At 73.7% G+C, this 24240-nt stretch carries 22 protein-coding genes; 9 read left to right on the forward strand and 13 right to left on the reverse strand.

From position 1 onward, the window contains the following. Positions 1-3: 3 nt before the first annotated feature. A complete protein-coding gene (locus AB0H83_RS23950; protein ID WP_360097921.1) occupies positions 4-1284 on the reverse strand; it encodes an adenosylmethionine--8-amino-7-oxononanoate transaminase in 1281 nt (426 codons plus the stop codon). 126 nt (positions 1285-1410) lie between these two features. Here AB0H83_RS23950 and AB0H83_RS23955 point away from each other — a divergent pair, with 126 nt between their 5' ends. Together AB0H83_RS23955 and AB0H83_RS23960 are read left to right on the forward strand one after the other, a co-directional pair. Then, the gene (locus AB0H83_RS23955; protein ID WP_360097924.1) at positions 1411-1560 is read left to right on the forward strand and encodes a hypothetical protein; all 150 of its coding nucleotides are present in this window, start codon (positions 1411-1413) and stop codon (positions 1558-1560) included. A 13-nt stretch (positions 1561-1573) separates the two neighbouring features. Then, on the forward strand, positions 1574-3931 hold the full coding sequence (locus tag AB0H83_RS23960) for a tetratricopeptide repeat protein (protein ID WP_360097927.1): 2358 nt from the start codon (positions 1574-1576) through the stop codon (positions 3929-3931). An 18-nt stretch (positions 3932-3949) separates the two neighbouring features. Here the strand turns inward: AB0H83_RS23960 and AB0H83_RS23965 are convergent, their stop codons facing one another. Further along, positions 3950-4819, reverse strand: coding sequence for a hypothetical protein (locus tag AB0H83_RS23965; RefSeq protein WP_360097930.1), 870 nt, complete (start codon positions 4817-4819; stop codon positions 3950-3952). A gap of 102 nt (positions 4820-4921) precedes the next feature. Here AB0H83_RS23965 and AB0H83_RS23970 point away from each other — a divergent pair, with 102 nt between their 5' ends. After that, positions 4922-5608: a DNA starvation/stationary phase protection protein gene (locus AB0H83_RS23970; RefSeq protein ID WP_360097933.1), complete on the forward strand. Its 687-nt coding sequence runs from the start codon at positions 4922-4924 to the stop codon at positions 5606-5608. Positions 5609-5644: 36 nt separating this feature from the next. Here AB0H83_RS23970 and fabG read toward each other — a convergent pair whose 3' ends face one another. The 8 genes from fabG to hisN form a co-directional block, all read right to left on the reverse strand. Further along, positions 5645-6382: a 3-oxoacyl-ACP reductase FabG gene (fabG, locus tag AB0H83_RS23975; protein WP_360097936.1), complete on the reverse strand. Its 738-nt coding sequence runs from the start codon at positions 6380-6382 to the stop codon at positions 5645-5647. An 8-nt stretch (positions 6383-6390) separates the two neighbouring features. Beyond that, positions 6391-7551 (reverse strand): thiolase family protein, encoded by a 1161-nt coding sequence (locus AB0H83_RS23980; protein ID WP_360098045.1) that lies wholly within the window; start codon positions 7549-7551, stop codon positions 6391-6393. Positions 7552-7581: 30 nt separating this feature from the next. Continuing rightward, positions 7582-7965, reverse strand: coding sequence for a nuclear transport factor 2 family protein (locus tag AB0H83_RS23985; RefSeq protein WP_360097939.1), 384 nt, complete (start codon positions 7963-7965; stop codon positions 7582-7584). Then, the gene (locus AB0H83_RS23990) at positions 7962-9224 is read right to left on the reverse strand and encodes an MFS transporter (protein WP_360097942.1); all 1263 of its coding nucleotides are present in this window, start codon (positions 9222-9224) and stop codon (positions 7962-7964) included. The genes AB0H83_RS23985 and AB0H83_RS23990 overlap by 4 nt, the downstream gene beginning before the upstream one ends. Next, positions 9224-10468: a pyridoxal phosphate-dependent aminotransferase family protein gene (locus tag AB0H83_RS23995; protein ID WP_360097945.1), complete on the reverse strand. Its 1245-nt coding sequence runs from the start codon at positions 10466-10468 to the stop codon at positions 9224-9226. The genes AB0H83_RS23990 and AB0H83_RS23995 overlap by 1 nt, the downstream gene beginning before the upstream one ends. 109 nt (positions 10469-10577) lie before the next feature. Then, positions 10578-13598: an EAL domain-containing protein gene (locus AB0H83_RS24000; protein ID WP_360097948.1), complete on the reverse strand. Its 3021-nt coding sequence runs from the start codon at positions 13596-13598 to the stop codon at positions 10578-10580. 299 nt (positions 13599-13897) lie between these two features. Next, the gene (locus AB0H83_RS24005; protein ID WP_360098048.1) at positions 13898-14776 is read right to left on the reverse strand and encodes a hypothetical protein; all 879 of its coding nucleotides are present in this window, start codon (positions 14774-14776) and stop codon (positions 13898-13900) included. An 82-nt stretch (positions 14777-14858) separates the two neighbouring features. After that, the gene (gene hisN, locus AB0H83_RS24010) at positions 14859-15677 is read right to left on the reverse strand and encodes a histidinol-phosphatase (RefSeq protein ID WP_360097951.1); all 819 of its coding nucleotides are present in this window, start codon (positions 15675-15677) and stop codon (positions 14859-14861) included. 52 nt (positions 15678-15729) lie between these two features. On the opposite strand from hisN, the gene AB0H83_RS24015 reads away from it, so the two are divergent. Continuing rightward, a complete protein-coding gene (locus AB0H83_RS24015) occupies positions 15730-16308 on the forward strand; it encodes a DUF2087 domain-containing protein (RefSeq protein WP_360097954.1) in 579 nt (192 codons plus the stop codon). Here the strand turns inward: AB0H83_RS24015 and rsgA are convergent. Continuing rightward, entirely contained in the window at positions 16305-17390 is a 1086-nt protein-coding gene (gene rsgA / locus AB0H83_RS24020) for a ribosome small subunit-dependent GTPase A (RefSeq protein ID WP_360097957.1), read from the reverse strand. The two genes, AB0H83_RS24015 and rsgA, sit on opposite strands and share 4 nt — an antisense overlap. Beyond that, complete coding sequence (gene aroA, locus AB0H83_RS24025) at positions 17342-18652, reverse strand: 3-phosphoshikimate 1-carboxyvinyltransferase (RefSeq protein WP_360097960.1); 1311 nt, start codon at positions 18650-18652, stop codon at positions 17342-17344. The genes rsgA and aroA overlap by 49 nt, the downstream gene beginning before the upstream one ends. Before the next feature lie 90 nt (positions 18653-18742). Here aroA and AB0H83_RS24030 point away from each other — a divergent pair, with 90 nt between their 5' ends. The 5 genes from AB0H83_RS24030 (at position 18743) to rsrA (ending at position 22255) form a co-directional block, all read left to right on the forward strand. Continuing rightward, complete coding sequence (locus tag AB0H83_RS24030; RefSeq protein WP_360097963.1) at positions 18743-19462, forward strand: SOS response-associated peptidase; 720 nt, start codon at positions 18743-18745, stop codon at positions 19460-19462. Between the two features lie 167 nt (positions 19463-19629). Beyond that, complete coding sequence (locus AB0H83_RS24035; RefSeq protein ID WP_360097966.1) at positions 19630-20076, forward strand: WhiB family transcriptional regulator; 447 nt, start codon at positions 19630-19632, stop codon at positions 20074-20076. A 299-nt stretch (positions 20077-20375) separates the two neighbouring features. Then, positions 20376-20954: an alpha/beta family hydrolase gene (locus AB0H83_RS24040; RefSeq protein ID WP_360097969.1), complete on the forward strand. Its 579-nt coding sequence runs from the start codon at positions 20376-20378 to the stop codon at positions 20952-20954. A gap of 210 nt (positions 20955-21164) precedes the next feature. Beyond that, positions 21165-21965 (forward strand): sigma-70 family RNA polymerase sigma factor, encoded by an 801-nt coding sequence (locus AB0H83_RS24045; protein ID WP_360097972.1) that lies wholly within the window; start codon positions 21165-21167, stop codon positions 21963-21965. Positions 21966-21970: 5 nt separating this feature from the next. Next, positions 21971-22255, forward strand: a complete 285-nt coding sequence (rsrA, locus tag AB0H83_RS24050) for a mycothiol system anti-sigma-R factor (RefSeq protein WP_033358436.1) — start codon at positions 21971-21973, stop codon at positions 22253-22255. A 129-nt stretch (positions 22256-22384) separates the two neighbouring features. On the opposite strand, the gene AB0H83_RS24055 is transcribed toward rsrA, so the two are convergent. Beyond that, entirely contained in the window at positions 22385-24238 is a 1854-nt protein-coding gene (locus AB0H83_RS24055; protein WP_360097976.1) for a hypothetical protein, read from the reverse strand. Between the last annotated feature and the right edge of the window lie 2 nt (positions 24239-24240).

A 24240-nucleotide genomic window follows, 5' to 3' on the forward strand; every position in this document is an offset into this window, starting at 1 on the left:
CCTTCATCCGGCCGCAGCCGCCGCGACGACCGCCGACGAGATCATGGACAGCTCGTCGGCGGTCGTCACATACGGCGGCATCGTGTAGACCAGATCCCGGAACGGCCGCAGCCACACCCCGTGCGCCGCGGCCGCCCGGGTCGCCGCGGCCATGTCGACCTCGTGGTCGAGCTGCACGACGCCGATCCCGCCGAGCACCCGCACGTCGGCGACGCCGGGCGTGCCGCGCGCCGGCTCCAGCCCGGCGGCCAGCACCGTCTCGATGCGTTTGACGTCGCCCCGCCAGTCCCCGGCCAGCAGCAGGTCCAGCGACGCGCCGGCCACCGCACACGCCAGGGGGTTGGCCATGAATGTCGGGCCGTGCGCCAGGATCGGGACGCTGCCCTGCGAGATGCCGTCGGCGACCTCCGCCGTGCACAGGGTCGCCGCGAGCGTCAGGTAGCCGCCGGTGAGCGCCTTGCCGACGCACATGACGTCGGGGCTGACGCCGGCGTGGTCGGCGGCGAACATCTCGCCGGTGCGGCCGAACCCGGTCGCGATTTCGTCGAACACCAGCAGGACGTCCGCCTCGCGGGTCGCCTCGCGCAGCACCCGCAGGTACTCCGGCGCGTGGAACCGCATCCCGCCGGCGCCCTGCACGACCGGCTCGACGACCACCGCGGCGAGCTCGTGCGCGTGCTCGTGGATGAGCGCCGTCAGCGCCGCCGCATAGGCCGGGTCGAACGCGGCCGGCGGCTCCGGCGCGAACACCTGCGCCGGCAGCACCCCCGTCCACAGGCTGTGCATGCCCCCGTCCGGGTCGCACACCGACATCGGGTGGAAGGTGTCGCCGTGGTACCCGCCGCGCCAGGTCAGCAGGCGGCGCTTCGCGGGCCGGCCCAGCGAGCGCTGGTACTGCAGGCACATCTTGATCGCGACCTCGACCGACACCGACCCGGAGTCGCTGAAGAACACGTGCCGCAGCGGCGCCGGGGTCAGCTCGACCAGCCGCGCGGCCAGGGTGACCGCCGGCTCGTGGGTGAACCCGCCGAACATCACGTGGCTCATCCGGCCGAGCTGGTCGGCGGCGGCCGCGTCGAGCACCGGGTGGCGGTAGCCGTGGATCGCAGACCACCACGACGCCATGCCGTCGACCAGCTCGTCGTGCCCCTCGAACGGCTGGGCGAGCCGGATCCGCACGCCCTGCGCGGACGCCGCGACGAGCGGCTCGGCGCGCCCCGGCATCGGCCCGTACGGGTGCCACACGTGGGCACGGTCCAACGCCAGCAGCTCCTCGACACGCATGCTGTGACCCTAGTGGCGGGCGGGCCGCGGGGCGGGCGCGCCCCGGCGAACGCATCCACCTGGCCGAATGACTGGGGGCGGTTGGTATCCTGCGGCCTCAGTATGGTGAGCCCGTAAGGAGTCAAGGTGGCGGCCCGCAGATCCTTACTTTTTGTCGTCGTCGGCCTACTGTTCGGCGTCGGCGCGGTTATCCAGCCCCGGCCCGGCGAGGTGTTCCCGGACCCGGAGATTTCCAACTACCGGCTGATGGGCGCGGACATACCGGTCCAGAGCTGACCCGCCGTCCACCGTGGACAGCGACAGCGCGGCGATCCCCGCGATCGCCTCGAAGGTCTCCAGCGTCGACGACCTCGCCGAGCTGCTGCGGCACCTGCGCCGCCGGCAGGCGCGTCGGCGCGGCGACCCGCCGCTGACCTACCGGGAGCTGGCGGGGCGCACCGGCTGGTCCCACGGCAGCATCGGCGGCTACTTCACCGGCAAGATCCTGCCGCCGACCGACCGCTTCGACACGCTCGTCCAGCTGCTCGAAGCGTCCCCGGACGAGCTCGGCGCGCTCGCCGACGCCCGCGACCGGGCCGAGGAGCACAGCCGCGCCGAGGACCGGGCCGCTGGGTCCGGCGACCAGGCCGTCGAGCCCGGCGCTCCGGCCGGGTCCGGCGAGCAGGCCGCCGGAGGGGTACCGCGACAGCTGCCCGCCGCGCCGGAGCCCTTCACCGGGCGGGACGCCGCGATCGCCCGGCTCGCCGCGGCCGCCGACGCCGATGCCGGCACCGTCATCGTCATCGGCACCGCCGGGGTCGGCAAGACCGCCCTCGCCGTGCACTGGGCGCACCGGGTCGCCGGCCGGTTCCCCGACGGCCAGCTCTACGTGAACCTGCGCGGCTTCGGCCCCGGCACCGCCGAGGTGACCGCGGACGAAACGCTGCGGGCGTTCCTCACCGCCCTCGGCGTCGCCCCCGACCAGGTACCGGTGGAGCTCGACGCCAGGATCGGGCTGTACCGCAGCCTCCTGACCGGCCGGCGGGTCCTGATCCTGCTCGACAACGCCGCGCACGCCGAGCAGGTCCGGCCGCTGCTGCCCGGCCGGTCCGGCAGCCTCGTCGTCGTCACCAGCCGCAACCAGCTCACCGGCCTCGTCGCCACCGACGGCGCGGTGCCCGTCACGCTCGACCTGCTCAGCGCCGGCGAGGCCCGGCGGCTGCTGGCCGACCGTGCCGGGCCGGCCCGCGTCGGGCAGGACCCGGCCGCCGTCGAGGCGATCATCGACGCGTGCGCCCGGCTGCCGCTCGCGCTGGTGGTCGTCGCCGCCCGCGCCGCCGCGCACCCGGACCTGCCGCTCGGCGTGCTCGCCGGGGAACTGCGCGCCGAGCGCGGGCGGCTCGCCATGCTGCGCGACGCCGCCGCGGCCACCGACGTGCGGTCGGTGTTCTCCTGGTCGTACCAGCGGCTGAGCGCCCAGGCCGCGGCCCTCTTCCGGCTGCTGGCCCTGGCCCCGGGGCCGGACGTCGGCCGGGCCGCGTCGGCCGCGCTGCTCGGCGAGGCGGCCGACGCGCGGCGGGCCCTGGCGGAGCTGACCCACGCGAGCCTGCTCACCGAGCACGCGCCGGGGCGGTTCGTCGCGCATGACCTGCTGCGCGCGTACGCGGCCGAGCTGTCCGGCACCCTGGACGGCCCGGCCGAGCGGGCCGCGGCGACGCTGCGGTTGCTGGAGCACCACCTGCGCACCGCGCACACCGCGGCACTGCTGCTCGACCCGCACCGCACGCCGCTGCCGGACGTCGGCACCACCGGCTCGCCCGGCACCGAGGCGCAGGCCCTCGCCTGGTACGCGCAGGAGCACCACACCCTCCTCGCCGCCGTCCGGGAGGCCGCCGCGACCGGCCACGACGGGCACGCGTGGCGGCTGGCGTGGGCACTCGTCGACCACCTCGACCGGCGCGGGCACTGGCCGGACCTGCTCGCGGTGCAGCGGATCGCGCTCGCCGCCGCGCAACGGGCCGGCGACGCCGCGGGCGAGGCGGTCAGCGCGCACCAGCTCGGCCGGGCCTGCATCCGGATGCGCGACTACGCCGCCGCCACCACCCACCTGGAGCTGGCGCTGGACCGGTACGGCCGCATCGGCGACGACGCCGGCCGGGCCAGGGTCCACGGCAACCTGGGCTTCATCGCCGACCGGCAGGCCCGCCCCCGCGACGCGATCGGGCACCTGCTGCGGTCCCTGGAGCTGCTGCGCGCCACCGGCGACCAGGCCGGGCAGGGCGCGGCGCTGGCCAACCTCGGCTGGTCCTACGCCGCCGCCGGCGAGCACCGCGAGGCCCTCGACCACTGCCACCAGGCCCTCGAACTGCAGCAGCGGATCGGGGACCGGACCGGCGAGGCGTACAGCTGGGACAGCATCGGCTTCATCCACCACCAGCTCGGCGAGCACGAGCCGGCCGCCGAGTGCTACCGCCAGGCCCTCGACCTGTGGCGGGAGATCGGCGACCGCTACGGCGAGTCGGAGACCCAGACCCACCTCGGCGACCTGCACCAGGCGGCCGGCGCGCCGGAGGAGGCCCGCGCGTGCTGGCTCGCCGCCCTCGCCATCCTCGAGGACCTCGGGCACCCCGACGCCGACCAGGTCCGCCGCCGGGTCGCCGCGCCCTGACGGTCCGGGCGCGGCGGCCTAGCGGTGCGTCAGGTCGGCGCAGCTCGACTCGCCCGGCAGGAACGGGCGGAACGTGACCTGCCACGTCGAGCCTGCCGACGTCCACGGGGTGCGCGTGTTGGCCTTCCCTGCCGCGGCGAGGATCCGCTGACCCTCCTCGCCGGTGGCGCTGACGCAGTGCACGCCCGGCCGGTCCGCGACCGCCTCGCCGGGCAGCGCCGGACCGGGCCACGCCACCGGCTGCTGCGCGGGCAGGCCCTGGTCGCCGCCCGCCTCGGTCCACGGCTCGGCAACCGCGGCGACGCCCGCCGCCGGGAACGCCACCGGCTCCGGCACAGCGCCGTTGCCGAGCGTCGAGCGCAGGTCGGACAGGGCCTCGACCAGGCGCTGCAGGCGCTGGCGGGCGGCGCGCTGCGGGCCGGACAGCGAGTCCTCGGCGATGCCGAGCGCGGGGGCGTCGGTGACCTGCTCCCCGGCGGCGGTGCGGACCATGATGTGGGTGGTCGGCGCGTCCGCGACGTTGGGCATGCCGAGGTCGGCGTGCCGGCCGACGCCGGCGTCCAGGGCCAGCTCGACCAGCTTCGCCACGTCGGCGGTGCTGATGCGCTGCAGCTGCACGTTCGGCAGCGCCGGGCCCGGGTAGATCTCGATCATCGGGCCGTTGGTGACGACCCGGCCGTCGCCGTACACGCTCACGGCCGGCACGTCGGTGACGGTCGTCGCCACCGGGACCAGGCCGCCGGACACGTCGACGCGCAGCACGAGCTCGTCGGGGCCGTAGGAGACGGCGCCGCCGGACGATCCGCCCGGCGAGCCGCCGGGGGATTCGGCGGCGCAGCCGGCGACCAGGAGGAGCAGGATGGCGGCGAGCACGCGCAGCTGGGTCATACCCCCTCTGACGGCGCGGGCCACCCTCCGGTTCCGCCCCCGGGTGAGGTTCGCGTGGGCGGCGGTGGGCAGAGCGCCACCATGCCACCAGCGAAAAACACCATGCCAGCAGCGAAAAGCGCCATGCCGGCGGCCAAGACCGCCACCTCGGCGGCGAAGAGCACCGGGGCGGCGGCGAAGAAGAAGGCCGGCAGCCAGCCGTGGCTGCACCAGCAGGGCCGGGAGATCCAGCGGTTCGGCTCCATCCGGCAGTTCCCGGTCGCACTGGCCGCGGAAGCCCGGTCGTACTCCTGCGAGCGGCTCAACCAGGTCCTCGCCGACACCCAGATCCTGTACGCCCTGTACAAGAAGCACCACTGGCTCATGCGCGGCCCGACCTTCTACCAGCTGCACCTGCTGCTCGACAAGCATGCGGCGGAGCAGCTGGAGCTGGTCGACGCGCTCGCCGAGCGGGTGCAGACCATGGGCGGCATCGCGGTCGGCGACCCGCGGCACGTCGCCGAGCTCACCCGGGTGCCCCGGCCGCCGGACGGCGCCGAGGAGGTGCCGGCGATGCTGTCGCGGCTGCTCGAGGCGCACGAGATGATCCTCACCGAGGCGCACGACGCCGCGGACCGGGTCGCCGACATGGGCGACGACGGCACCAACGACCTGCTGGTCTCCGAGGTGATCCGCACCGGCGAGCTGCAGGCCTGGTTCCTGGCCGAGCACCTGGTCGACACGCCGCTCGTGCGCACCGAGGACACGATCAAGGAGGTCGCCAAGCCCGGGGCCGGCGGCAAGCGCTGACGCGGACCCGGGCCCGGCGCAGGTGGTCGTCAGGGCTTACCGGGCACCGCCGTTGACGTACAGCGTCTGGCCGGAGACGTAGGAGGCCTCGTCGCTGGCCAGGAACGCGATGACGGCGGCGACCTCCTCCGGCCGGCCGACCCGGCGCAGCGGGGTGCGCGCCGCGACCTCCTGCTGGTGCTCCTCCGGTGTGCTGCCGACCCGGGTCGCGGTGGCGGCGGTCATCGGCGTGGCGATGTACCCGGGCGCGACCGCGTTCACGGTGATCCCGTACGGCCCGAGCTCGATCGCGAGCGTCGCGGTGAGGCCCTGCACGCCGGCCTTCGCCGCGGCGTAGTTGGCCTGTCCGCGGTTGCCGAGGGCGGAGCGGCTGCTGAGGTTCACGATGCGCCCCGACCGGGCCGGCACCATGTGCCGCTGCGCGGCGTGGCAGCACAGGAACATGCTGGTGAGGTTGGTGGTGAGGACCGAGTTCCACTCCTCGACCGGCATCTTGAACAGCAGGTTGTCGCGGGTGATACCGGCGTTGTTGACCAGCACGTCCAGCGAGCCGAACTCCTCGGCGACGGCGTCGAACGTGCGGTCGACCGCGGCCTGGTCGGTGACGTCGCACGAGTACGCGGTCCCGACGCCGTCCGGGATGCGGGTGGCGTCGAGGTCGAGCAGCGCGACGCGGGCGCCCTGCGAGGCGAGCAGGCGGGCGGTCGCGAGGCCGATGCCCTGCGCCGCGCCGGTGACGACGGCGGTCCTGCCGGCGAATCTGGACGATGTCACGGTTCAAGTCACCTTTCCACGAGGACGGCGGAGCCCTGCCCGACCCCGACGCACATGGTGGCGAGCCCGCGGGTCGCGCCGGTGCGCCGCATGCGGTGCAGCAGGGTGGTCAGGATGCGGGCGCCGGAGCAGCCCAGGGGATGGCCGAGCGCGATCGCGCCGCCGGACGGGTTGACGATGTCGGGGTCGAGCCCGAGCTGGTCGGTGACGGCGACGGCCTGCGCGGCGAAGGCCTCGTTGAGCTCGGCGGACTGCACGTCGCCGAGCTTCCAGCCGCTGCGGGCGAGGACCCGCCCGGTGGCCGGGACCGGGCCGATGCCCATCACGTCGGGGTGCACGCCGGCGGAGGCGCCCGCCACGTACCGGCCGAGCGGCTCCAGGCCGAGCTCGTGCAACGCGTCCTCGCTGACCAGCAGCAGGCCGGCGGCGCCGTCGTTGAGCGGGGAGGAGTTGCCGGCGGTGACCGTGCCGCCGGCCTTGAAGACCGGCTTGAGGTCGCCGAGCTTGGCGAGGCTGGTGTCGGCGCGGATGCCCTCGTCGGCGGTGACCCCGTCGACGGCGACGAGCTCGCCGTCGAAGTGGCCGGCGTCGCGGGCGGCGGCGGCGAGCTGGTGGCTGCGCAGCGCGAACGCGTCCTGCCGGTCGCGGGACACGCCGTAGCGGGCGGCGACCTCCTCGGCGGTCTCGCCCATGGACAGCAGCCCGTGCAGGTCCTTCATCAGCGGGTTGACCAGGCGCCAGCCGAGCCGCGTGTCGGCGATCGACATCGCGTTGGGCAGCGCGTCGTCGGGGCGGGGCAGCACGAACGGCGCCCGGCTCATCGACTCCGACCCGCCGGCGACGACGACGTCGGCCTCGCCCGCGGCGATGGTGCGGGCGGCGACGGTCACCGCCTCCATGCCGGACGCGCAGAGCCGGTTGACGGTGGCGCCGGGCACGGTCTCGGGCAGCCCGGCGAGCAGCACCGCCATCCGGGCGACGTTGCGGTTGTCCTCGCCGGCCTGGTTGGCCGCGCCCCAGTAGACCTCGTCCACGCGGGCGGGGTCGATGCCCTCGACCAGGGTCCGGATCACGGCCGCGGCGAGGTCGTCGGGGCGGATGTGGGAAAGGCCGCCGCGCAGCTTCCCGATCGGGGTCCGCCGCGCGGCGGCGAAGTAGACGGCACGCATACCCATAAAACTAACACTGTTAGTCTGCGATCAGGAAGGCTCCGCGCCCTGTACCGCCCGCCACAGCCAGACCCCGGACGCGCGCCGCGACAGCAGCCCCGTCACCCGGTAGGGGAACGGCGTCACGGACCCGTCCGGGTGGTGCTCCGCGCCGTCGGCCTCGGCCAGCACGAACGCCCCGCCGGGCACGGTGTGCACGGTCGCCGCGCTCGCCTGCCAGCTGTAGGACTCGGGCCGGGCGAACAGGTCCTTGAGGAGCTTCTCGACCGCGCCCCGCCCGGTCGCCGACTCGCCGGCCTCGCTGCCCACGTAGGTGATGTCGTCGTCGGGCACGAAGCACGCCAGTACCCTGGCCACGTCCTGCGACATGAAGGCCGTGCCGAGCCGGTCCACCATCTCGATGGGGTCGTTCACGACGGGCTCACCACCAGCTGCCGGGGTGCGCGCATGCCGGGCAGGAACAGGAAGGCGAACGTGACGACCGCACCCAGGACACCGGCGCCGACGAGGGTGCTCTGCACGCCGATCGCGGAGGCCACCGGCGCGGCCATCGCGTAGGACAGCGGGACCAGCGCGATCGAGATGAACCAGTCGACGCTGGAGACCCTGCCGAGCAGCTCCTGCGGCACGAGCCGCTGCTTCGCCGTCGCCCAGGCGATCGTGCCGGCCGCTTCCAGGCCGTTGACCAGGGCACACGCGATGGCGAGGTGCCAGGAGGTGGTCGCCAGGCCGTAGCCGGCCACGGCGAGGGTCGCCAGGGTCCAGGTGATGTAGATGAAGGGCATGTAGCGCCGCGGCACGCCGCGCTGGCCGACGGCCAGGGCCGCCGCGATCGCGCCGATGCCGCCGCTGGCCAGGACCAGGCCGAGGTCGCCGGCGCTGCCGTGCAGCTCGTGCTTCACCACGAACGGCAGCAGGACCTCGGTGGGGCCGATGAAGAGCAGGTAGGCGAAGGTCGCGGCGAGAAAGGTGCCCCACAGCCACACGTTGCGGCGGACGTAGTTCATGCCCTCCTTGAACTCCTCCCAGACCGACCCGGCCGCCTCGTCGTCCTGCTCGCGGATCACGGGCCGCATCAGCCACAGGCAGGTCGCCGACGCCGCGAACGTGGCCGCGTCGACCGCGAACGCCAACCCGCTACCCCCGATCGCGATCAGGATGCCGCCGATCGAGGGCCCGGCCATCTGCAGCGCCGCCGGCCGCACGACCTGGTCCAGCGCGTTCGCCTGGACCAGGTCCTCCTCCGGCACCAGCTGCGGCACGATCGAGTCGAACGCCGGGCCGAAGAAGCCGGAGGCGGCGCCGTAGACGGCCACGAGCGCCACGATGTGCCACACCTGGACCACGCCGGTCAGGCTGAGCACGGTCAGGACGGTGAGCACCGCGCCCCGCACCAGGTCGGTGCAGAGCATGATCTTGCGCCGGTCGAACCGGTCGCTGACCACCCCGCCGAACAGCAGCGTGGCGACCTGGGGCAGCGACAGGGCGAAGCCGACGACCGACATCGCCGCGGGCGCGCCGGACAGCGCGTACACCTGCCAGGCCAGCGCGACGAGCAGGATGCCGTCGCCGATCAGCGAGCTGCTCATCCCCGTCCACAGCAGGCGGAAGTCCCGCTGCCGGAGGGGGACGAGCAGGCCCGGGAGCGAGCGCGGGGCGCGGTGCCTCGCCATCAGGCGGCGTCGCGCAGCTGCTGCCGGTCGGCGAGCTCCGACAGGACCGCGTTGAGCTGGTCGAGCTCCTCGTCCGTGTTGGCCGCGGTCACCTGGACGCGGAAGCCGACCTGGTCGCGGGGGACCAGCGGGTAGGCGGCCAGGGTGACGTAGATGCCGCGGTCCCACAGGAACTGCCCGACCTGCTGGATGTCCTGGCCCTCGGCCAGCGGCAGCTCGATGATCGGGGTGGTGCCGGTGTTCGGCGTGTACAGGCCGAGGGCGCGCACGTGGTCGAGCACCTTCATCGTCTTGCGGTACAGCTCGCCGCGGATCTCGTCGCCGCGCTTCTCGTTCACGTCCAGGCCGGCCATGACGGTGGCGAGCGACGCCGTCGGCGACGGGCCCGAGTACAGGTACGGCGGGGCGGCGACCTTGAGGTGGTTCTTCAGCCAGGTCGGCAGCGCCAGGAACGCCATCAGCGACGAGTACGCCTTGGAGAAGCCGCCGACCAGCACGATGTTGTCGTAGGTCTCGCCGGCGTACCGGACGATCGCGTTGCCGCGCGAGCCGTAGGGCGAGGTCTCGTCCGGGGTGCGCTCGCCGATGACGCCGAAGCCGTGCGCCTCGTCGACGTAGAGCAGCGCGTCGTTCTCGCGGCAGACCTGGGCGAAGCGGGCCAGGTCGGGGGCGAGGCCGGTCATGGAGTTGACGCCGTCCATGGCGACCAGCCGGGCGCCGCCGGCCGGCGCGGCCTTCAGCAGCTCCTCGAGGTGCTCCGGGTCGTTGGCGCGGAACCGGACGACGGTCGCGCCGAGGCCCTTGGCGTACATGGCGCCGTCGTAGATGGTCTTGTGCGACTGCGAGTCCAGGAAGATCGTGCCCTGACCGGCCAGGATCGGGATCACCGACATGTGGATGTGGGTGATCGTCGGCAGCAGCAGGGTGTCGGGGGCGCCGAGCAGCTCGGTGAGGCGCTCCTCGATCTCGATGTACGGCTTCGGGTTGCCCAGCAGCCGCGACCAGCTGGGGTGGGTGCCCCAGGTGCGCAGGTACGGGTCGACCGCGTCCATGATCTCCGGCTCGAGGTCGAAGCCGAGGTAGTTGCAGGAGGCGAAGTCCGACAGCCAGTGCCGGCCGACCCGGATGCGCCGGCCGGCGATCTCCTCGATCGTCGCGTCGTACATCGGGCTGCTCGTGCGCAGGCGCTCCAGGTCGGCCCACCGCCCGTCACGGCGGATGTAGCTGGCCTTGGCGCTGTGCATCGGGCTGACGGTCATTCCTGGTGCCTTTCCTCGAAGGGTGGTGCATTCCATTGCGATGGACGCGCGGAGCCGCTGCGGTTCCGTCCGGGTTGCGGTCCGGTTGGGTGATTCAGGCCATCGCGGCGAAGGGCGCCGCTTTGGGGATCATGGCGAAGGCGTCCGGCTCGGACAGCGGCCGCGCGAAGAGGTAGCCCTGGCCGTACGGGCAGCCCGTCTCGCGCAGCGCCGCGGCCTGCGCGGGCTCCTCGACGCCCTCGGCGACGACCGTGAGGTCGAGCGTCTGGGCGAGGGTGACGATGGCGGTGATGACCGCCCGCTGCTGCTTGGACTCCAGCATTCCGTCGATGAACGACTTGTCGATCTTGAGTACGTCGATCGGCATGTGCTGCAGGTACGACAGCGACGAGTACCCGGTGCCGAAGTCGTCGATGGCGAGCCGGACCCCCATCGCGCGCAGCTCGTCGAAGTCGGCCCTGACCTGCTCGTCGTTGCGCAGCAGGAGGCTCTCGGTGATCTCCAGCAGCAGCGTGCCGGGCTCCACGCCGGAGGCCCGCAGCAGCTGCCGGACCTCCTCGACGAAGCCGGGGGTGCGGAACTGCCTGACCGAGACGTTGACGCTGATGTACCGCAGCGCACCCGGCGCCGTGGAGCGCTGCCAGCGCCCGACGGTGTTCAGCGCCTGCTGCAGCACCATCCGCCCCATCGGCACGATGAGGCCGCTCTCCTCGGCCACCTCGATGAAGTGGCCGGGCGCGATCATGCCCCTGGTCGGGTGGTTCCACCGCACGAGCGCCTCGAAGCCCAGCAGCGAGCCGGTCTCCAGGTCCACGATCGGCTGGTACTGCAGGACGAACTGCTGCTCCTTGACCGCCTGGTCGAGCGCGGCGCGCAGCTCAAGTCGCTCCAGCACCGCCGTGTGCAGGTCGGACTGGTACCGCCGCCACTGGCCCTTGCCGGCGCCCTTCGCCACGTACAGCGCGAGGTCGGCCTGGCGCAGCAGCTCCTCGGCGGAGCTGGCGTCGACGGTGGTGGACAGCCCGACGCTGGAGATGCCGTTGACGTCCTGGCCGGCGATCTCGAACGGCTCGGCGAGCGCGAGGATGATCCGCTCCGCGGCCAGCTCCAGCGCCGCCATCGAGTCGGCCTCGATCAGCGCGGCGAACTCGTCGCCGCCGAGGCGGGCGACCGTGTCGGTGTCGCTCAGCGCGGCGGTGATCCGCTCGCCGACCGCGATCAGCAGCGCGTCGCCGACCGCGTGGCCGAGCGTGTCGTTGACGATCTTGAAGTCGTCCAGGTCGATGAACAGGACCCCGACCAGCCCCCGGGCCAGATGCATGTCCAGGTGCGCGTCGCGCTTGGCCCGGGCCACCGCCTGCTCCACCCGGTCCTGGAACAGCACCCGGTTGGCCAGGCCCGTCAGCGCGTCGTGGAACGCCTGGCGGATCAGCTGCTCCTCCAGCCGGCGGCGCTCGGTCACGTCCCGCACGGTGAGCACCAGGCCGCCGACGGTCTGGTCGTCGCGCAGGTCGCGGCAGTCGACCTCGACCAGCAACCCGGCGCCGTCGACGCGCTCGGCGCGCAGGTCCATCTGGTTGTGCGCGTGCAGCCCGCCGCGGACCTGGGTGAGCAGCTCGGCGAGGCGGGGCCGCTCGTCGGCGGCGACGAACTCCCACAGCTCGTACCCGGCGAGCCGCTCGTCGCCGAAGACCGTGCCGGCCGACGGGCTCGCGTACTGGATCACGTCGTGCTCGTCGACGATGAGGATCACGTCGGACGTGTTGTGGATGAGGGTCCGGAAGTAGGCCTCGCTGTTGCGCCGGTTGACCTCGTCGGTCAGCGTCATGCGCTCCAGGGCCATCGCCGCCTGCGACGCGAGCACCTCGAACGTCGGCTGCAGCACCTGCAGCGCCTCGGTCGGCGCGCCGACGTAGAGCATGTCGCGCTCGACGCCCATCGGGTGGCGCAGCGCCGAGCTGTACCCGCGCAGCAGCTCCCGCACCTCCGGGTCGAGCCCGGACACCCGGACCAGCCCCGGATCGTCGACCCGCTCGGACCGCACCAGCACGACCGTGTGCGCCACGCCGGCCGGCAGCAGCCGGTCCACCGCGCGCCGCACGGCCGCGAGGGTCTCGTCGGCGTCGGCGGCCGACACCAGCGTGGTCGTGGCCTCGCGCAGCTCCCGCTCGCGGGCCATCGACTGGCGGTGGTTGCCCATCACCCCGGCGAGGCGGGCGAGGACGAGCACGAACATGAGACCGGACATGACGGCGATGACGGCCGCGTCGCGCACCGTGCCGAGGCTCGCCTCGACCAGCAGCACGCCGGGCGCGATCAGCGACGCGCCGCCGAGCAACGCGATGCGGCGCACCCCGACGTCGGCGGCCTGCGACCTGGCCGGCTCGGTGAGCTCCACCATCGACGGGTGCAGCGCCGCCGCGGCCCACGCCCCGTAGCAGAGCACCCAGCCGAGGTCGGTGGCGCCGCCGACCTCCCAGGCGCCGTTGAGCTGGATCAGCCCGTACACGACGTCGGCGACGAGCAGGCCGGCAGTGCCGCCGCCGAGGATCATGATCGACAGGCTGCGGCGCCCGCCGCCGGTGATCAGCCGCGCGAACACCGCCAGGGTCAGCACGTCGCCGAGGGGGTACGCGATGGAGACCAGCTTCTGCACGAGCGTCAGCTCGGTGCTGCGCACGTACGGGTCGATCAGGAAGATCCACGACAGCAGCGCCAGGCCGATGGTCAGCGTCGCGGCGTCCAGCAGGCTGTCGCGGTCGTTGCGGCCGGTCCGGGACCGGATGAAGCCGAGCAGGCCGCCCGCGACGAGGGGGTACATCGCCAGGTACAGCACGTCGGAGACCGACGGGAACGGGTTGGTCATCCCGAACCCGTCGGTGAGCAGGTTGTACAGGAAGTCGCCGGCGCCGAACGCGAACAGGCCGGCGGTCAGCAGCAGCCACGGCCAGCGCCGCCGTGGCCGGTGCACCAGCACGCCGACGAGCACCCCGCACACGCTGGACAGGCCGATCGCGCCCCACCAGAGCATGTGCTGGCCCGGCCAGAGGTAGAACGCCACGGTGAGCAGCGCCATCCAGGCCGCGAACCAGGCGCTGATCGTGCGTGTCAGCAAGTCCGCCTCCATCCCGCTCACCGTCACCGACCTCTACGTCTGACAGATCGGTCGCGCGGTGGAGGTCTGAACGAATACCGGGGTGCGGGTCGGGTCGGCTGAGTTGCCGGACGGTGCCGCCGAACGGCTGACACCGCTCGGCGCGGTCGCAGGAGTGACCCCTGTGGCGAGATGCGTCTGGCGATGCGGTTGCGGCCGCCGGTGTACGGCGGGCCAGCCGGGCTCAGCGGCGGGCGGGCCGGCCGGGTTCAGCGGCCGGCGGGCCGGCCGGGTTCAGCGGCGGGTGGGCAGGGTGGGTTTCAGCGGCCGGCGGGCCGGCGGGCGCTGACGGCGACGCCGCCCCGGAGCACGAGGGTCTTCGCCTCGCGGGTGATCTGGTGGTGGTGCTGCGGCTCGGCGTAGAAGCTCAGCCCGATCACGCTGCCGAGCGTGATCACGAAGCCGGCCGCCACCAGCCACTCCCGGCCCGGCCACACCCCGTCGCCGAGGAACAGCAGGCCGATCAGGGCGGCGGGCACGGCGCCGGCCGCGTCCATGGCGGCGACCGCGGCGGTGGTCGAGCCGCGCTGCATCGCCAGGCCCAGCAGCAGCTGGCCGACCAGCGAATGGGCGATGAGCAGGTAGGACAGCGGGTCGGTGAAGAACTGGCCGAGGTTGTCGGCCGAGGCGAGGGGGCGCGACGCGACCGCCGCCGCGCCGAACGCCACGCCGGACAGCGCGCCGAGCGCCACGGAGCCCGGTGCCCCGTGCAGGCGGCCGGCGAAGAACCCGACGACCGCGATGGCGCCGAGCGCGGCGATGAGGCCGGCGACCCCGGCAGTGCCGAGCTGCCGCGACGGTGCCGGCTTCGCGGCCAGGACCAGCGCGGCGAGCCCGAAGGCGAGCAGCACCAGCAGCGCGAGCTCGGTCCGTGGCAGCCGCCACTTGAGGATCAGCACCCCGAGCAGGGCGGTGACGCCGAGCCCGGCGGCCATCGCCGACTGGACCAGGAACAGCGGCAGGTCGCGCCGGGCGAAGAAGGCCAGCGCGAAGCCGCCGAACTGGCAGGCGACGCCGACCAGGTAGGACCTGTGCCGGCCCAGTCGCAGCAGCAGCATCGGGTGGAACCCGTGGTGCAGGTCGGTGCGGGCGGCGGCGACGGACTGCAGCAGGTTGGCCACCCCATAGGCGGCGATCATCGCGCCGAGGAAGAACCAACTCCATGATGCCACCCGGAGAGGATAGACCCGGTTCGGAGCAGTGGCATGTGGACCATTCGGTTTATCCTGACAAACCAGACAGCCTGGGGTTGCCCAACCGGGTGAGAACGTCCTCATGGAGGTGACCGTTCGTAGCGATCGCGCTCCCGCCGCCCGGCCCCGGATGCCCCTGCAGGTCCGTGAACGTGCCCCCGGCCTCGGTGACGATCGGCACCAGCGCGGCCAGGTCCCACAGCGACAGCTCCGGCTCGACCATGATGTCCACGGCGCCCTCGGCGAGCAGCATGTACCCGTAGAAGTCGCCGTACGCCCGCTGCCGCCAGGTCCGGCGGGTCAGGTCGAGGATGGCGTTGAGCCGCCCGGCCTCCTCCCAGCCGCCGAGCGAGGAGTAGCAGAAGCTCGCGTCGGCGAGCCGGTCGACCCCGCTCACCCGGATCGGCGTCGCGGCCGCCGTGTGCCGTCCCGCGTACGCACCGTGACCGAGCGCGCCCCACCACCGCCGCCCGAGCGCCGGCGCCGACACCAGCCCGACCACCGGCTGGGCGCCCTCCATCAACGCGATCAGCGTCGCCCAGATGGGTACCCCACGGACGTAGTTCTTCGTGCCGTCGATCGGGTCGATCACCCACTGCCGCGTCCCGGGGCCGGCGGCGGCCTCGGTCGCGCCGTACTCCTCGCCCAGCACCCCGTCGCGCGGCCTGGCCCGCTGCAGGGTGGCCCGCAGCGCCTTCTCCACCGCCGTGTCGGCCTCCGTCACCGGCGTCAGGTCGGGCTTCGTCGACACGTGCAGGTCCTGGGCCCGGAACCGGGGAACGGCGATCGCGTCCGCGGTGTCGGCAAGCAGATGAGCGAGGGCCAGGTCGTCCGCGTAGCGCGCCATGCGCGGAAACTTAGCCGACGATCGCCATCTTCTGGCAGTACTGTCGCCGTTTGTGACCGCCTCGCCCGCCGCCTCGCCCGCCGCCTCGCCCGCTGCCTCGCCCGCCGCGCTGTGCGGCCTGCTCGCCGAGGAGGACCGGCTCCGGGTCTACGCCGCCGTCGTGCTCGGCGCCTCGGGCCTCACCGGGATCGAGTCCGTGACGGGCCTGCCGGCCCGCACCGTGGCCGCCGCGGTCGCCCGGCTGCAGCAGGGCGGCCTGCTCGCCCTCACCGACGGCGCCCTGCGCGCCGACGTCGAGGTCTTCAAGGACTCCGTGCGCGCCCATGCCGCCGCGCCGGCGCCGGCCGAGCCGATGGACCCCGACCGTCAGCGCGACCAGATCCTGCGCACGTTCGTCGTCGACGGCCGCCTCACCCACCTGCCGGCCGCCCACGGCAAGCGCCAGGTCGTGCTGGAGCACATCGCGTCCTCGTTCGAGCCCGGCGTCCGGTACCCCGAGCGCGAGGTCAACGCCGTCCTGCGGGCGTGGCACGACGACTACGCCGCACTGCGCCGGTACCTCGTCGACAGCGACCTGCTCTCCCGCGCCGACGGCACCTACTGGCGCACCGGCGGCCCGGTCACCGTCTAGGACCCGCCCTCGTCCTGCGGGTCGAGGGTGCCTTCCTTCGAGGCGAGCAGCCGCCGGAACGACGCGAGCCGGCGCGCGTCCGCGCCCCCCTCGGCGACCAGCTTGTCCAGCCCGCACTCGCCGCCGGCGCCGGTGTGATCGCAGTTGGGCGCGCACCGCGTCGACGCCTCGACCAGGTCGGGGAATCCGTGCAGCAGGCTGTCCGCCGACACGTGTGCCAGGCCGAACGACCGGACGCCGGGCGTGTCGATGATCCAGCCGGGATCGTCGCCGCTGTCGGCCGGCAGGCGCAGCGCCACAGCGCTGGTGGACGTGTGCCGGCCCTTACCGACGGCGCTGACCACGCCGACGGCCCGGTCGGTGCCCGGGACGAGCCGGTTGACGAGGGTGGACTTGCCGACGCCGGAGTGCCCGATCATCACCGAGACCCGGCCGCGCAGCGCGGCGACCAGGTCGTCGATGGGCTCGTCGGGGCGGCACAGCACGTGCGGCAGGTCGAGTTCGGAGTAGTAGTCGAGCACGGCCGCAGGGACCGCCAGGTCGCCCTTGGTGAGGCAGAGCAGGGGCTCGATCTCGGCGTCGTACGCCGCGACGAGGCAGCGGTCGATGAAGCCGGTCCGCGGCGGCGGGTCGTGCAGCGAGTTGACGATGACGAGCTGCTCGGCGTTGGCGACGACGACCCGCTCGAAGCGGCCCTCGGTGCTGCCTTCCTCGTCGTCGGCGGTGCGCGTCAGGACCGACCTGCGCTCGTCGATGCGCACGATGCGGGCGAGGGTGTCGGGCCGGCCGGTGACGTCGCCGACGATCTGGACGTTGTCGCCGACGACGACGCCGTGGCGGCCCAGCTCACGGGCCCGCATGGCGGTGACGACGGCGTCCGTGCCGGCCACGTGGCAGGTGTACCGGCCGCGGTCGACCGCGACGACGAACCCGAGGACCGCGTCGCTGTGCTTGGGGCGAGTGCGCGTGCGAGGTCGCGAGGACCGGCTCGGGCGGACCCGGACGTCGTCCTCGTCGTACTCGCGCTTGCGCGTCAGTCTTGCCCTCCAAAGGAAGCCGAACCGTGCACCATCGTTGACCATAGCCGGGGAAAGTCCGGCAGTGTCTTCGCGGTGCATGTCACGTCGTCGAGGCGGACCCCGTCGACGGCGAGCCCGAGGACGGCGGCGGCGTGGGCCAGGCGGTGGTCGTCGTGGGTGGCGACCGTGGTGCCGCGCAGCGGGCGGGGCCGGATCCGCAGGCCGTCGTGGTCCTTGGCGACGTCGGCGCCGAGCGCGGTGAGCGCGGTGAGCAGTGCGGCGATCCGGTCGGTCTCGTGACCGCCGAGGTGCGCGATGCCGTGCAGGTGCGACGGGGAGTCCGCGACCGCGGCGAGCGCGGCCAGCACCGGGATGAGCTCGGCCGCGTCGGTCAGGTCGGCGGTGATGCCGTGCACGGTGCCGGTGCCGCGCATCACGAGCCCGTGCCGGGTGAGCGTGGGCACGCCGCCCATCCGCCCCAGCAGCTCCAGCAGCCGCTCGCCGGGCTGCATGCCGGAGCGCGGCCAGCCGGCGACGGTCACCGTGCCGCCGGTGACCAGGGCCGCGGCTAGGAACGGCGCGGCCGCCGGCAGGTCCGGCTCGATGTCCCAGGCGCGGCCGGTGAGCCGGCCCGGCTCGACCACCCAGACGTCGGGGCGGCCGTCGTCGATGCCGGCCCCGGCGGCGCGCAGCATCTGCACCGTCATGCGCAGGTGGGGTGCGCGCGGCACCGGCGGCCCGGCGTGGCGCACGACGGCCCCCCGGTCGAACTCGGGCGCCGCGAGCAGCAGCCCCGAGACCAGCTGGCTGGACGCGGACGCGTCCATGGTCACCTCGCCCCCGGCGAGGCGCCCGATGCCGTGCACGGTCAGCGGCAGTCCGGTGCCGTACTCGACTCGGGCACCGAGGCTGCGCAGCGCGCCGACCAGCGGCGCCATCGGCCGCGTGCGGCTGCGCCGGTCACCGTCGAACCCGACCGGACCGTCGGCGAGGGCGGCGAGCGGCGGCAGGAAGCGCAGCACCGAGCCGGCGCCGCCGACGTCGATGCGGGCGGGGCCGCACAGCGGGCGGGGCCGCACCACCCACAGGTTGTCGTCGGGCGTGGACACGTGGCAGCCCATGGCCCGCAGGCCGGCCGCCATGAGCTCGGTGTCGCGGGCCCGCAGCGGCCCGCGCAGGGTGCTGGCGCCGAGCGACAGCGCACCGAGGACCAGCGCTCTGGCGGTCATCGACTTCGAGCCCGGGAGCCGCACGGTGGCCGTGACCGGTCCCGGGGCGGTCGGCGCGGTCCACGGCAGGTGTGCGGGGGCGGTCAGGTTCGGCACACGTTCAGTGTGCGGGTCGTGCCGTTACGTAGCGACCGTTGACGATGCAGCGTTCGCGGAGTCACAGTGCGCGTCGGTACCGTATTGAGCATGTGTGGTCGGTATGCGACATCCCGCAGCAACGTTGACCTGAGCGCGCTCTTCGAGGCCGCCGACGAGACGGACGGGCTCGAGCCTGACTACAACGTCGCCCCCACGGACCAGGTCCCGGTGGTGCGCCTGTCCCAGTCCGCCGGCGGCCGGGTGCTGAGCTCGGCGCGCTGGGGCCTGGTGCCGTCGTGGGCGCCCGACCTCAAGGGTGGCGCCCGCATGATCAACGCCCGGGCGGAGACGGTCGCGGACTCCAAGGCGTTCGCGCAGTCGTTCGCGAAGCGGCGCTGCCTGGTCCCCGCGGACGGCTGGTTCGAGTGGGTCCGCGGCGAGGGCAGGACGAAGCAGGCGTATTTCATGACGTTCGGCGACGAGGAGCCGTGCGTGTTCGCCGGGATCTGGACCGTCTGGGGCAAAGGTGAGGGTCGCGTGCTCACCTGCAGCATCATCACCGCGCCCGCCGTCGACGATCTGGCGCTCATTCACGACCGCATGCCGCTGGTGCTGCCGCCGTCGAGGTGGGAGGAGTGGCTGGAGGCGCCCGTCGATGAGCGGCTGCTCGCCCCGACGCCGTCGGAGCACGTCGCGCGGCTGGAGCTGCGGCCGGTCGGCGCGCGGGTGGGTGACGTCCGCAACGACGGCCGTGACTTGCTCGACCGCGTGCCGGCGCCGGCCCTGCGTCCGGGCGACGTAGAGCCGATCGATCTGACCCTCTTTTAGGCTTTACGTCCATTTCATCCCCGGCAGAATTCTTCGATCGGCGTGAAAACTCTTGTATTTGCAGGTGTTTGTGCGATAGAACACAGCGCCGGTAGGTCAATGTCGGATGGGGGCATCCCGACGTTTTCCTGCCTAGTGTTCGTTTGACCCACGGGGGAGGTGGGTGTATGACCCGGGCGAGGATGCCACGCCCGCATGAGGTCGCTGCCGCCAAGCGCGATCCGCGTCTGTTGCGCGCTGTTCGCGAGCAACAGGGCGATGATGCCTGGCGGACCCGCGGCGCATGCCAGACCGTTGATCCGGAGACGTTCTTTCCGGCCCCGAGCGAGCCTGCTGACGCTGCCGTCGCGTTGTGCCGCACCTGTGACGTCCAAGGCGCATGCCTGGCCTGGGCGTTGGAGGTCGGCGACTGCCACGGGGTGTGGGGAGCCACCACGCCGCGTGAGCGGCGTGCGATGCTCGTCGCATGGCGCAGCGACGTGCCCAGTCCCAGCCTGACCGGCGCGACGCCGGGACCCGAGCACCGGATGGGCCCGGTGGCGTGCCTGCCACTGCTGCCGATCCAGCGGGTCGGGCGCACCGACCGGAGGGATCCGGTGGGCGCGGCCAGCTGACCGGCCGCTCCACCAGTCGTTCCAGCCGTTCCACCAGCGGCGTCGCCGGCAGTGCCGCCGGCGTGCCCGCCGGTGGTTTCACGAACGTGGCTGCCGGCGGTCCCGCCGCCGGTGGCCCGGCCGTTGCCGCTGCCGGTTCCGTCGGCGGTTCCGCGGGTGATCCGGTCGGCGGTTCGGCCGGTGGTGCCACTGGTCTTTCCGCTGCCGCTGCCGGCTCCGTTGGTCGTTCCGGCGGGCGGCGGAGTCGTTCGCGGGCGAAGCGTTCAGTCGCCGGGCAGGAGCTCGACACCCCCTTCGGGGTGGCGCGTTACTCCCTGGACGTGCCCGCCGGCTACACCGGGACACTGCTCGTCCTGGGCCACGGCGCCGGCGGTGACGTCGACGCCGTGGACCTGGTGGCGGTCCGCGCCGCCGTGCTCGCCGCGGGCGCCGGGGTGGCGATGGTGACCCAGCCCTACCGGGTCGCCGGGGCCCGCCGCCCGCCCGCACCCGCCAGGCAGCTCGACGCCGCCTGGCTCGCCGTCGTCGCCGAGCTGCGCCGCCGGGTGGCGATCGACACGCTGGTCGTCGGCGGCCGCTCCAGCGGTGCCAGGGTCGCCTGCCGCACCGCGGTCGAGGCCGGCGCCGGACGGGTCCTGGCGCTCGCCTTCCCGCTGCACCCGCCGGGCCGGCCCGAGGTCACCCGGTCGGATGAGCTGCGCACCGGTGTACCGACGCTGGTGCTCAACGGCGACCGGGACGCCTTCGGCGTGCCCGAGCCGTCACCGACGGTCCACGTCGAGGTGCTGCCCGGCGAGACCCACAGCCTGTCGAAGGCGCCGCAGTTGCTCGCGCAGCTCGCGGTGGCCTTCGTCACCACCGCCGGAGTCGCTCGTTGAACCGGGTGTGACCGGCGCAATTCGGGCACACCTCCACACCGCGGACCGACGTCGCTCCGCAACCTCCCAGGCCCTTCCTGTTCCCGGCGGCCGGCCGGTCCTGATCCAAATGGCCGGCCGCCGGGGCAGGCGGGTAGGAATTGCCGGGCCGGCGCGGTTGTTACACAGACCGTGCGACGCTGCGGAGGCGTCGCCTGTGGAGGGAAGTTCGTGGCCATCCTTGAGCGCGAGGACCAGCGCGTCCGCGAGTTGCTGTTCAGCCCGTCGTGGCCGGCGGCGACCGACGCGGAGCCCGACCCGTCCTGGCAACCGATCACCCGCGAGCGGTTGACGGGCGCCACAAACTCTGAAGTCGCTCAGCAACTCGGCGTATCCTCGGCAGGACGGTCGAGGGTTGGAGTCGCACGAGTGGTCAGTAGCGAGAGCGCGGTGCAGCAGCGCATCCGGTTCGAGCACGACGCGTTGCCCTTCATCGATCAGCTGTATGCGGCGGCCCTGCGCATGACGCGCAACCCGGCCGACGCCGAGGACCTTGTCCAGGAGACGTTCCTCAAGGCGTATGCGGCGTTCCACCAGTTCGAGACGGGCACGAACCTGAAGGCCTGGCTCTACCGCATCCTCACCAACACGTACATCAATTCCTACCGTCGTCGCCAGCGTCAGCCGGTGCAGGCGCCGACCGAGGAGATCACCGACTGGCAGCTCGCCGAGGCCGAGTCGCACACGTCCAGCGGTCTGCGCTCCGCGGAGACCGAGGCCCTGGACCGGCTGCCCGACTCCGACGTCAAGGAGGCGTTGCAGTCGCTGCCGGAGGAGTTCCGGCTCGCCGTCTACCTCGCCGACGTCGAGGGCTTCTCCTACAAGGAGATCGCCGACATCATGAACACGCCCATCGGCACTGTGATGTCCCGCCTGCACCGCGGCCGGCGCAACCTGCGGCGCTCGCTCGAGACCTATGCTGCCGATCGGGGATTCACCCGCACCCCGTCCGCTGAGCCGAGCGAGGTCTGAGATCGATGAGCTGTGGAGACCCGCACGAGACAGACTGCAGTGACGTCCTCGCCGAGGTGTATCTCTATCTCGACCTGGAGTGCGCCGACGACCGCCGGTCGCTGATCCGCGACCACCTCGACGAGTGCTCGCCGTGCCTGCGCGAGTTCGGCATCGAGCAGGAGGTCAAGGCGCTCGTCGCCCGCTGCTGCGGTTCGGAGCTGGCACCCGCCGAGCTCAAGGACCGCCTGCGGCTGAAGCTTTCCGAGCTGGTCGTCAACGCCGAGGCCCGGGAGCTCCGCACCGACTGAGCCGCCGCACCGCGGCCCGGAGCGCCTCTGCCCCACACTCATCGCCCATGACGGCACGAATGCCCGCCGCCACGGCGATGGGGGCTGCCCCGGCACCGCCGCCGAACCGGGCGGCCGGCCGGTTCGGGGTCAGCGGAGGCGGAACACCGGGCCGCGCGGGGTGAACGGCAGGCGGGCGGCGTCCGGGACGAGGAAGGCGTGCTCGCGGCGTACCCGCACCGTGTCGCAGTAGCCGTCGGTGATGACCAGGATCGGGGCGCCGGCCGGGAAGTCCGGGGCGCGCTCCAGCAGGCGGACCCCGGGCTGCAGCACCGTGCCTCCGCGGCCCTTGATCCTGACCCGGCCGGCGATGTCGGCGACGGGCAGGTAGCCGGCGTCGTACGCGGCCGCGTCGCAGAACACCACCCGGGCGGCCGGCACGTCGCGGGCGGTGGCGTAGGAGGCGATCGCGCCGAGGGCCTTGCCGAGCAGGGTGCGGTCCATGGAGCCGGAGGTGTCCAGCACGACGCCGAAGGTGGCCCGCTCGACCTCCTCCTCCGGCCACAGCCACCCGGGCCGGGGGATGTCCGGGGTGGAGCTCTGCCGGCGGGACGGGCGCGCGTAGGAGCGGCGCGGCGCCGGGCCGCGGACGTGCTCCTCGAACCAGCGGGCGAGCTGCGCGTCCCACGGCAGCGGCGGGTGGTCCAGCGCCCGGATCTCCTGGACCAGGCCGGCCGGCAGCAGGCCGCGGCCGTGCGACTCGTGGAAGGCGAGGCCCGTGGCGAGGGCGCGGCGGTAGTACTCGTCGAGCTCGGTGCCCCGGTGCGGGTGCCGGGCGTCGCAGAGCACGTCGCCGAGGCCGCGGCCGCGCAGGGTGCCGAGCCGCCGCAGCCGGCGCAGGTCGGTGGCGATGCGGTCGTACACCTCCTCGGCGCCCGCGTCCTTGAACTGCGGGTCGTAGAGGGCGCCCTCCGGCAGGTCGCCGACGGCCATCTCGACGAGCCAGCCGTTGATGACGTAGTCGGTGGCGACGTTCCACAGGTACGGGTCGCGGTGCGCGACGCGGTCGGCGTGGCGCAGCGCGGCGTGCAGCATCTCGTGGGCGATGACGAACCGGCGCTCGTCGGCGGTGAGCGGGGCGAGCGGGTTGACGTAGATCTCGGCGGCGCCCGCGTCGACGGCGGCGATGGTGATCGACAGGTCGCGGGCCACGGCGACGTCGCTGACGATGGTGAACCCGGCGGCGAGCCCGGCCAGCAGCGGGTACGACGACACGAACCACCGCCGGGCCGGCTCCCACCGCTCGTCGGGCTTGCGGCCGCCGCGGTCGGTCTGCCGCAGCGCGCCGGCCTCGTCGACCGCGGCCGCCGCGGCCTGCCCGAGGCCCAGCGCGAGCCGGTCGGGCCAGCTCATCGGCCCGGTGGCCGCCGGTGCGCCGGTGGTCGTGGCCGTGCGTGGCCGCCAGGACGGCCGCCGCGGCTCGACGGGCGCGGGGTCGGTGTCGGCGTCGGTCCCGCCGGCGCAGCAGCCGGCCAGGCCGTCGGGGATGCCGGAGACCCGCCAGCGCTCGGCGAGCTGCTCCTCCGGCGCCGTGGGCAGGTCCGGCAGCGGTACCGGGGCCCGGCCGAGCCGCAGCTCCCGCTGGAACCGGGCGACGACCACGCACCGGGCGACGGCGAGCTCGGTGTCGACCCGGGCGCCCGGCTCGTCGAGGTGGCCGAAGCCCAGGTGCAGCGCGCAGTGCGCGAACACCCACACCCACTCGTCGAGCTCCAGCGGCGAGTGCTTGTTGACGGTCACGGTGCCGTCGGCGCGGACCCGGGCGTGGCCGCGGGCCCGGATCAGCGGCGTGTCCTCCGCCCAGGCCATCCGCAGCTCGCGCCAGTCGACGCCGGTCGGGTCGTAGGTGAGGGCCCGGAACATCGGGTTGCCGGCGACCGCCGACCACGCGTGCTGGGCGGTCTCCAACCGCGGGTCGGTCCTGGCCCTGCCCTTGGCGGCCATCG

Origin of the sequence: Dactylosporangium sp. NPDC050688 (assembly GCF_040654515.1) — a bacterium.
In the GTDB taxonomy this organism is placed as follows: Bacteria; Actinomycetota; Actinomycetes; order Mycobacteriales; family Micromonosporaceae; genus Dactylosporangium.

What these genes read in the sequence shown, in the direction of transcription:
- AB0H83_RS23990 (WP_360097942.1), bottom strand. Translation starts at nt 9,224, where the DNA reads ATGGCGAGGCACCGCGCCCCGCGCTCGCTCCCGGGCCTGCTCGTCCCC.
- AB0H83_RS24005 (WP_360098048.1), bottom strand. Translation starts at nt 14,776, where the DNA reads ATGATCGCCGCCTATGGGGTGGCCAACCTGCTGCAGTCCGTCGCCGCC.
- rsrA (WP_033358436.1), top strand. Translation starts at nt 21,971, where the DNA reads ATGAGCTGTGGAGACCCGCACGAGACAGACTGCAGTGACGTCCTCGCC.
- AB0H83_RS23950 (WP_360097921.1), bottom strand. Translation starts at nt 1,284, where the DNA reads ATGCGTGTCGAGGAGCTGCTGGCGTTGGACCGTGCCCACGTGTGGCAC.
- AB0H83_RS24030 (WP_360097963.1), top strand. Translation starts at nt 18,743, where the DNA reads ATGTGTGGTCGGTATGCGACATCCCGCAGCAACGTTGACCTGAGCGCG.
- hisN (WP_360097951.1), bottom strand. Translation starts at nt 15,677, where the DNA reads ATGGCGCGCTACGCGGACGACCTGGCCCTCGCTCATCTGCTTGCCGAC.
- AB0H83_RS23995 (WP_360097945.1), bottom strand. Translation starts at nt 10,468, where the DNA reads ATGCACAGCGCCAAGGCCAGCTACATCCGCCGTGACGGGCGGTGGGCC.
- AB0H83_RS24035 (WP_360097966.1), top strand. Translation starts at nt 19,630, where the DNA reads ATGACCCGGGCGAGGATGCCACGCCCGCATGAGGTCGCTGCCGCCAAG.
- AB0H83_RS23980 (WP_360098045.1), bottom strand. Translation starts at nt 7,551, where the DNA reads ATGCGTGCCGTCTACTTCGCCGCCGCGCGGCGGACCCCGATCGGGAAG.
- rsgA (WP_360097957.1), bottom strand. Translation starts at nt 17,390, where the DNA reads ATGGTCAACGATGGTGCACGGTTCGGCTTCCTTTGGAGGGCAAGACTG.
- AB0H83_RS23970 (WP_360097933.1), top strand. Translation starts at nt 4,922, where the DNA reads ATGCCAGCAGCGAAAAGCGCCATGCCGGCGGCCAAGACCGCCACCTCG.
- AB0H83_RS24055 (WP_360097976.1), bottom strand. Translation starts at nt 24,238, where the DNA reads ATGGCCGCCAAGGGCAGGGCCAGGACCGACCCGCGGTTGGAGACCGCC.
- AB0H83_RS23965 (WP_360097930.1), bottom strand. Translation starts at nt 4,819, where the DNA reads ATGACCCAGCTGCGCGTGCTCGCCGCCATCCTGCTCCTCCTGGTCGCC.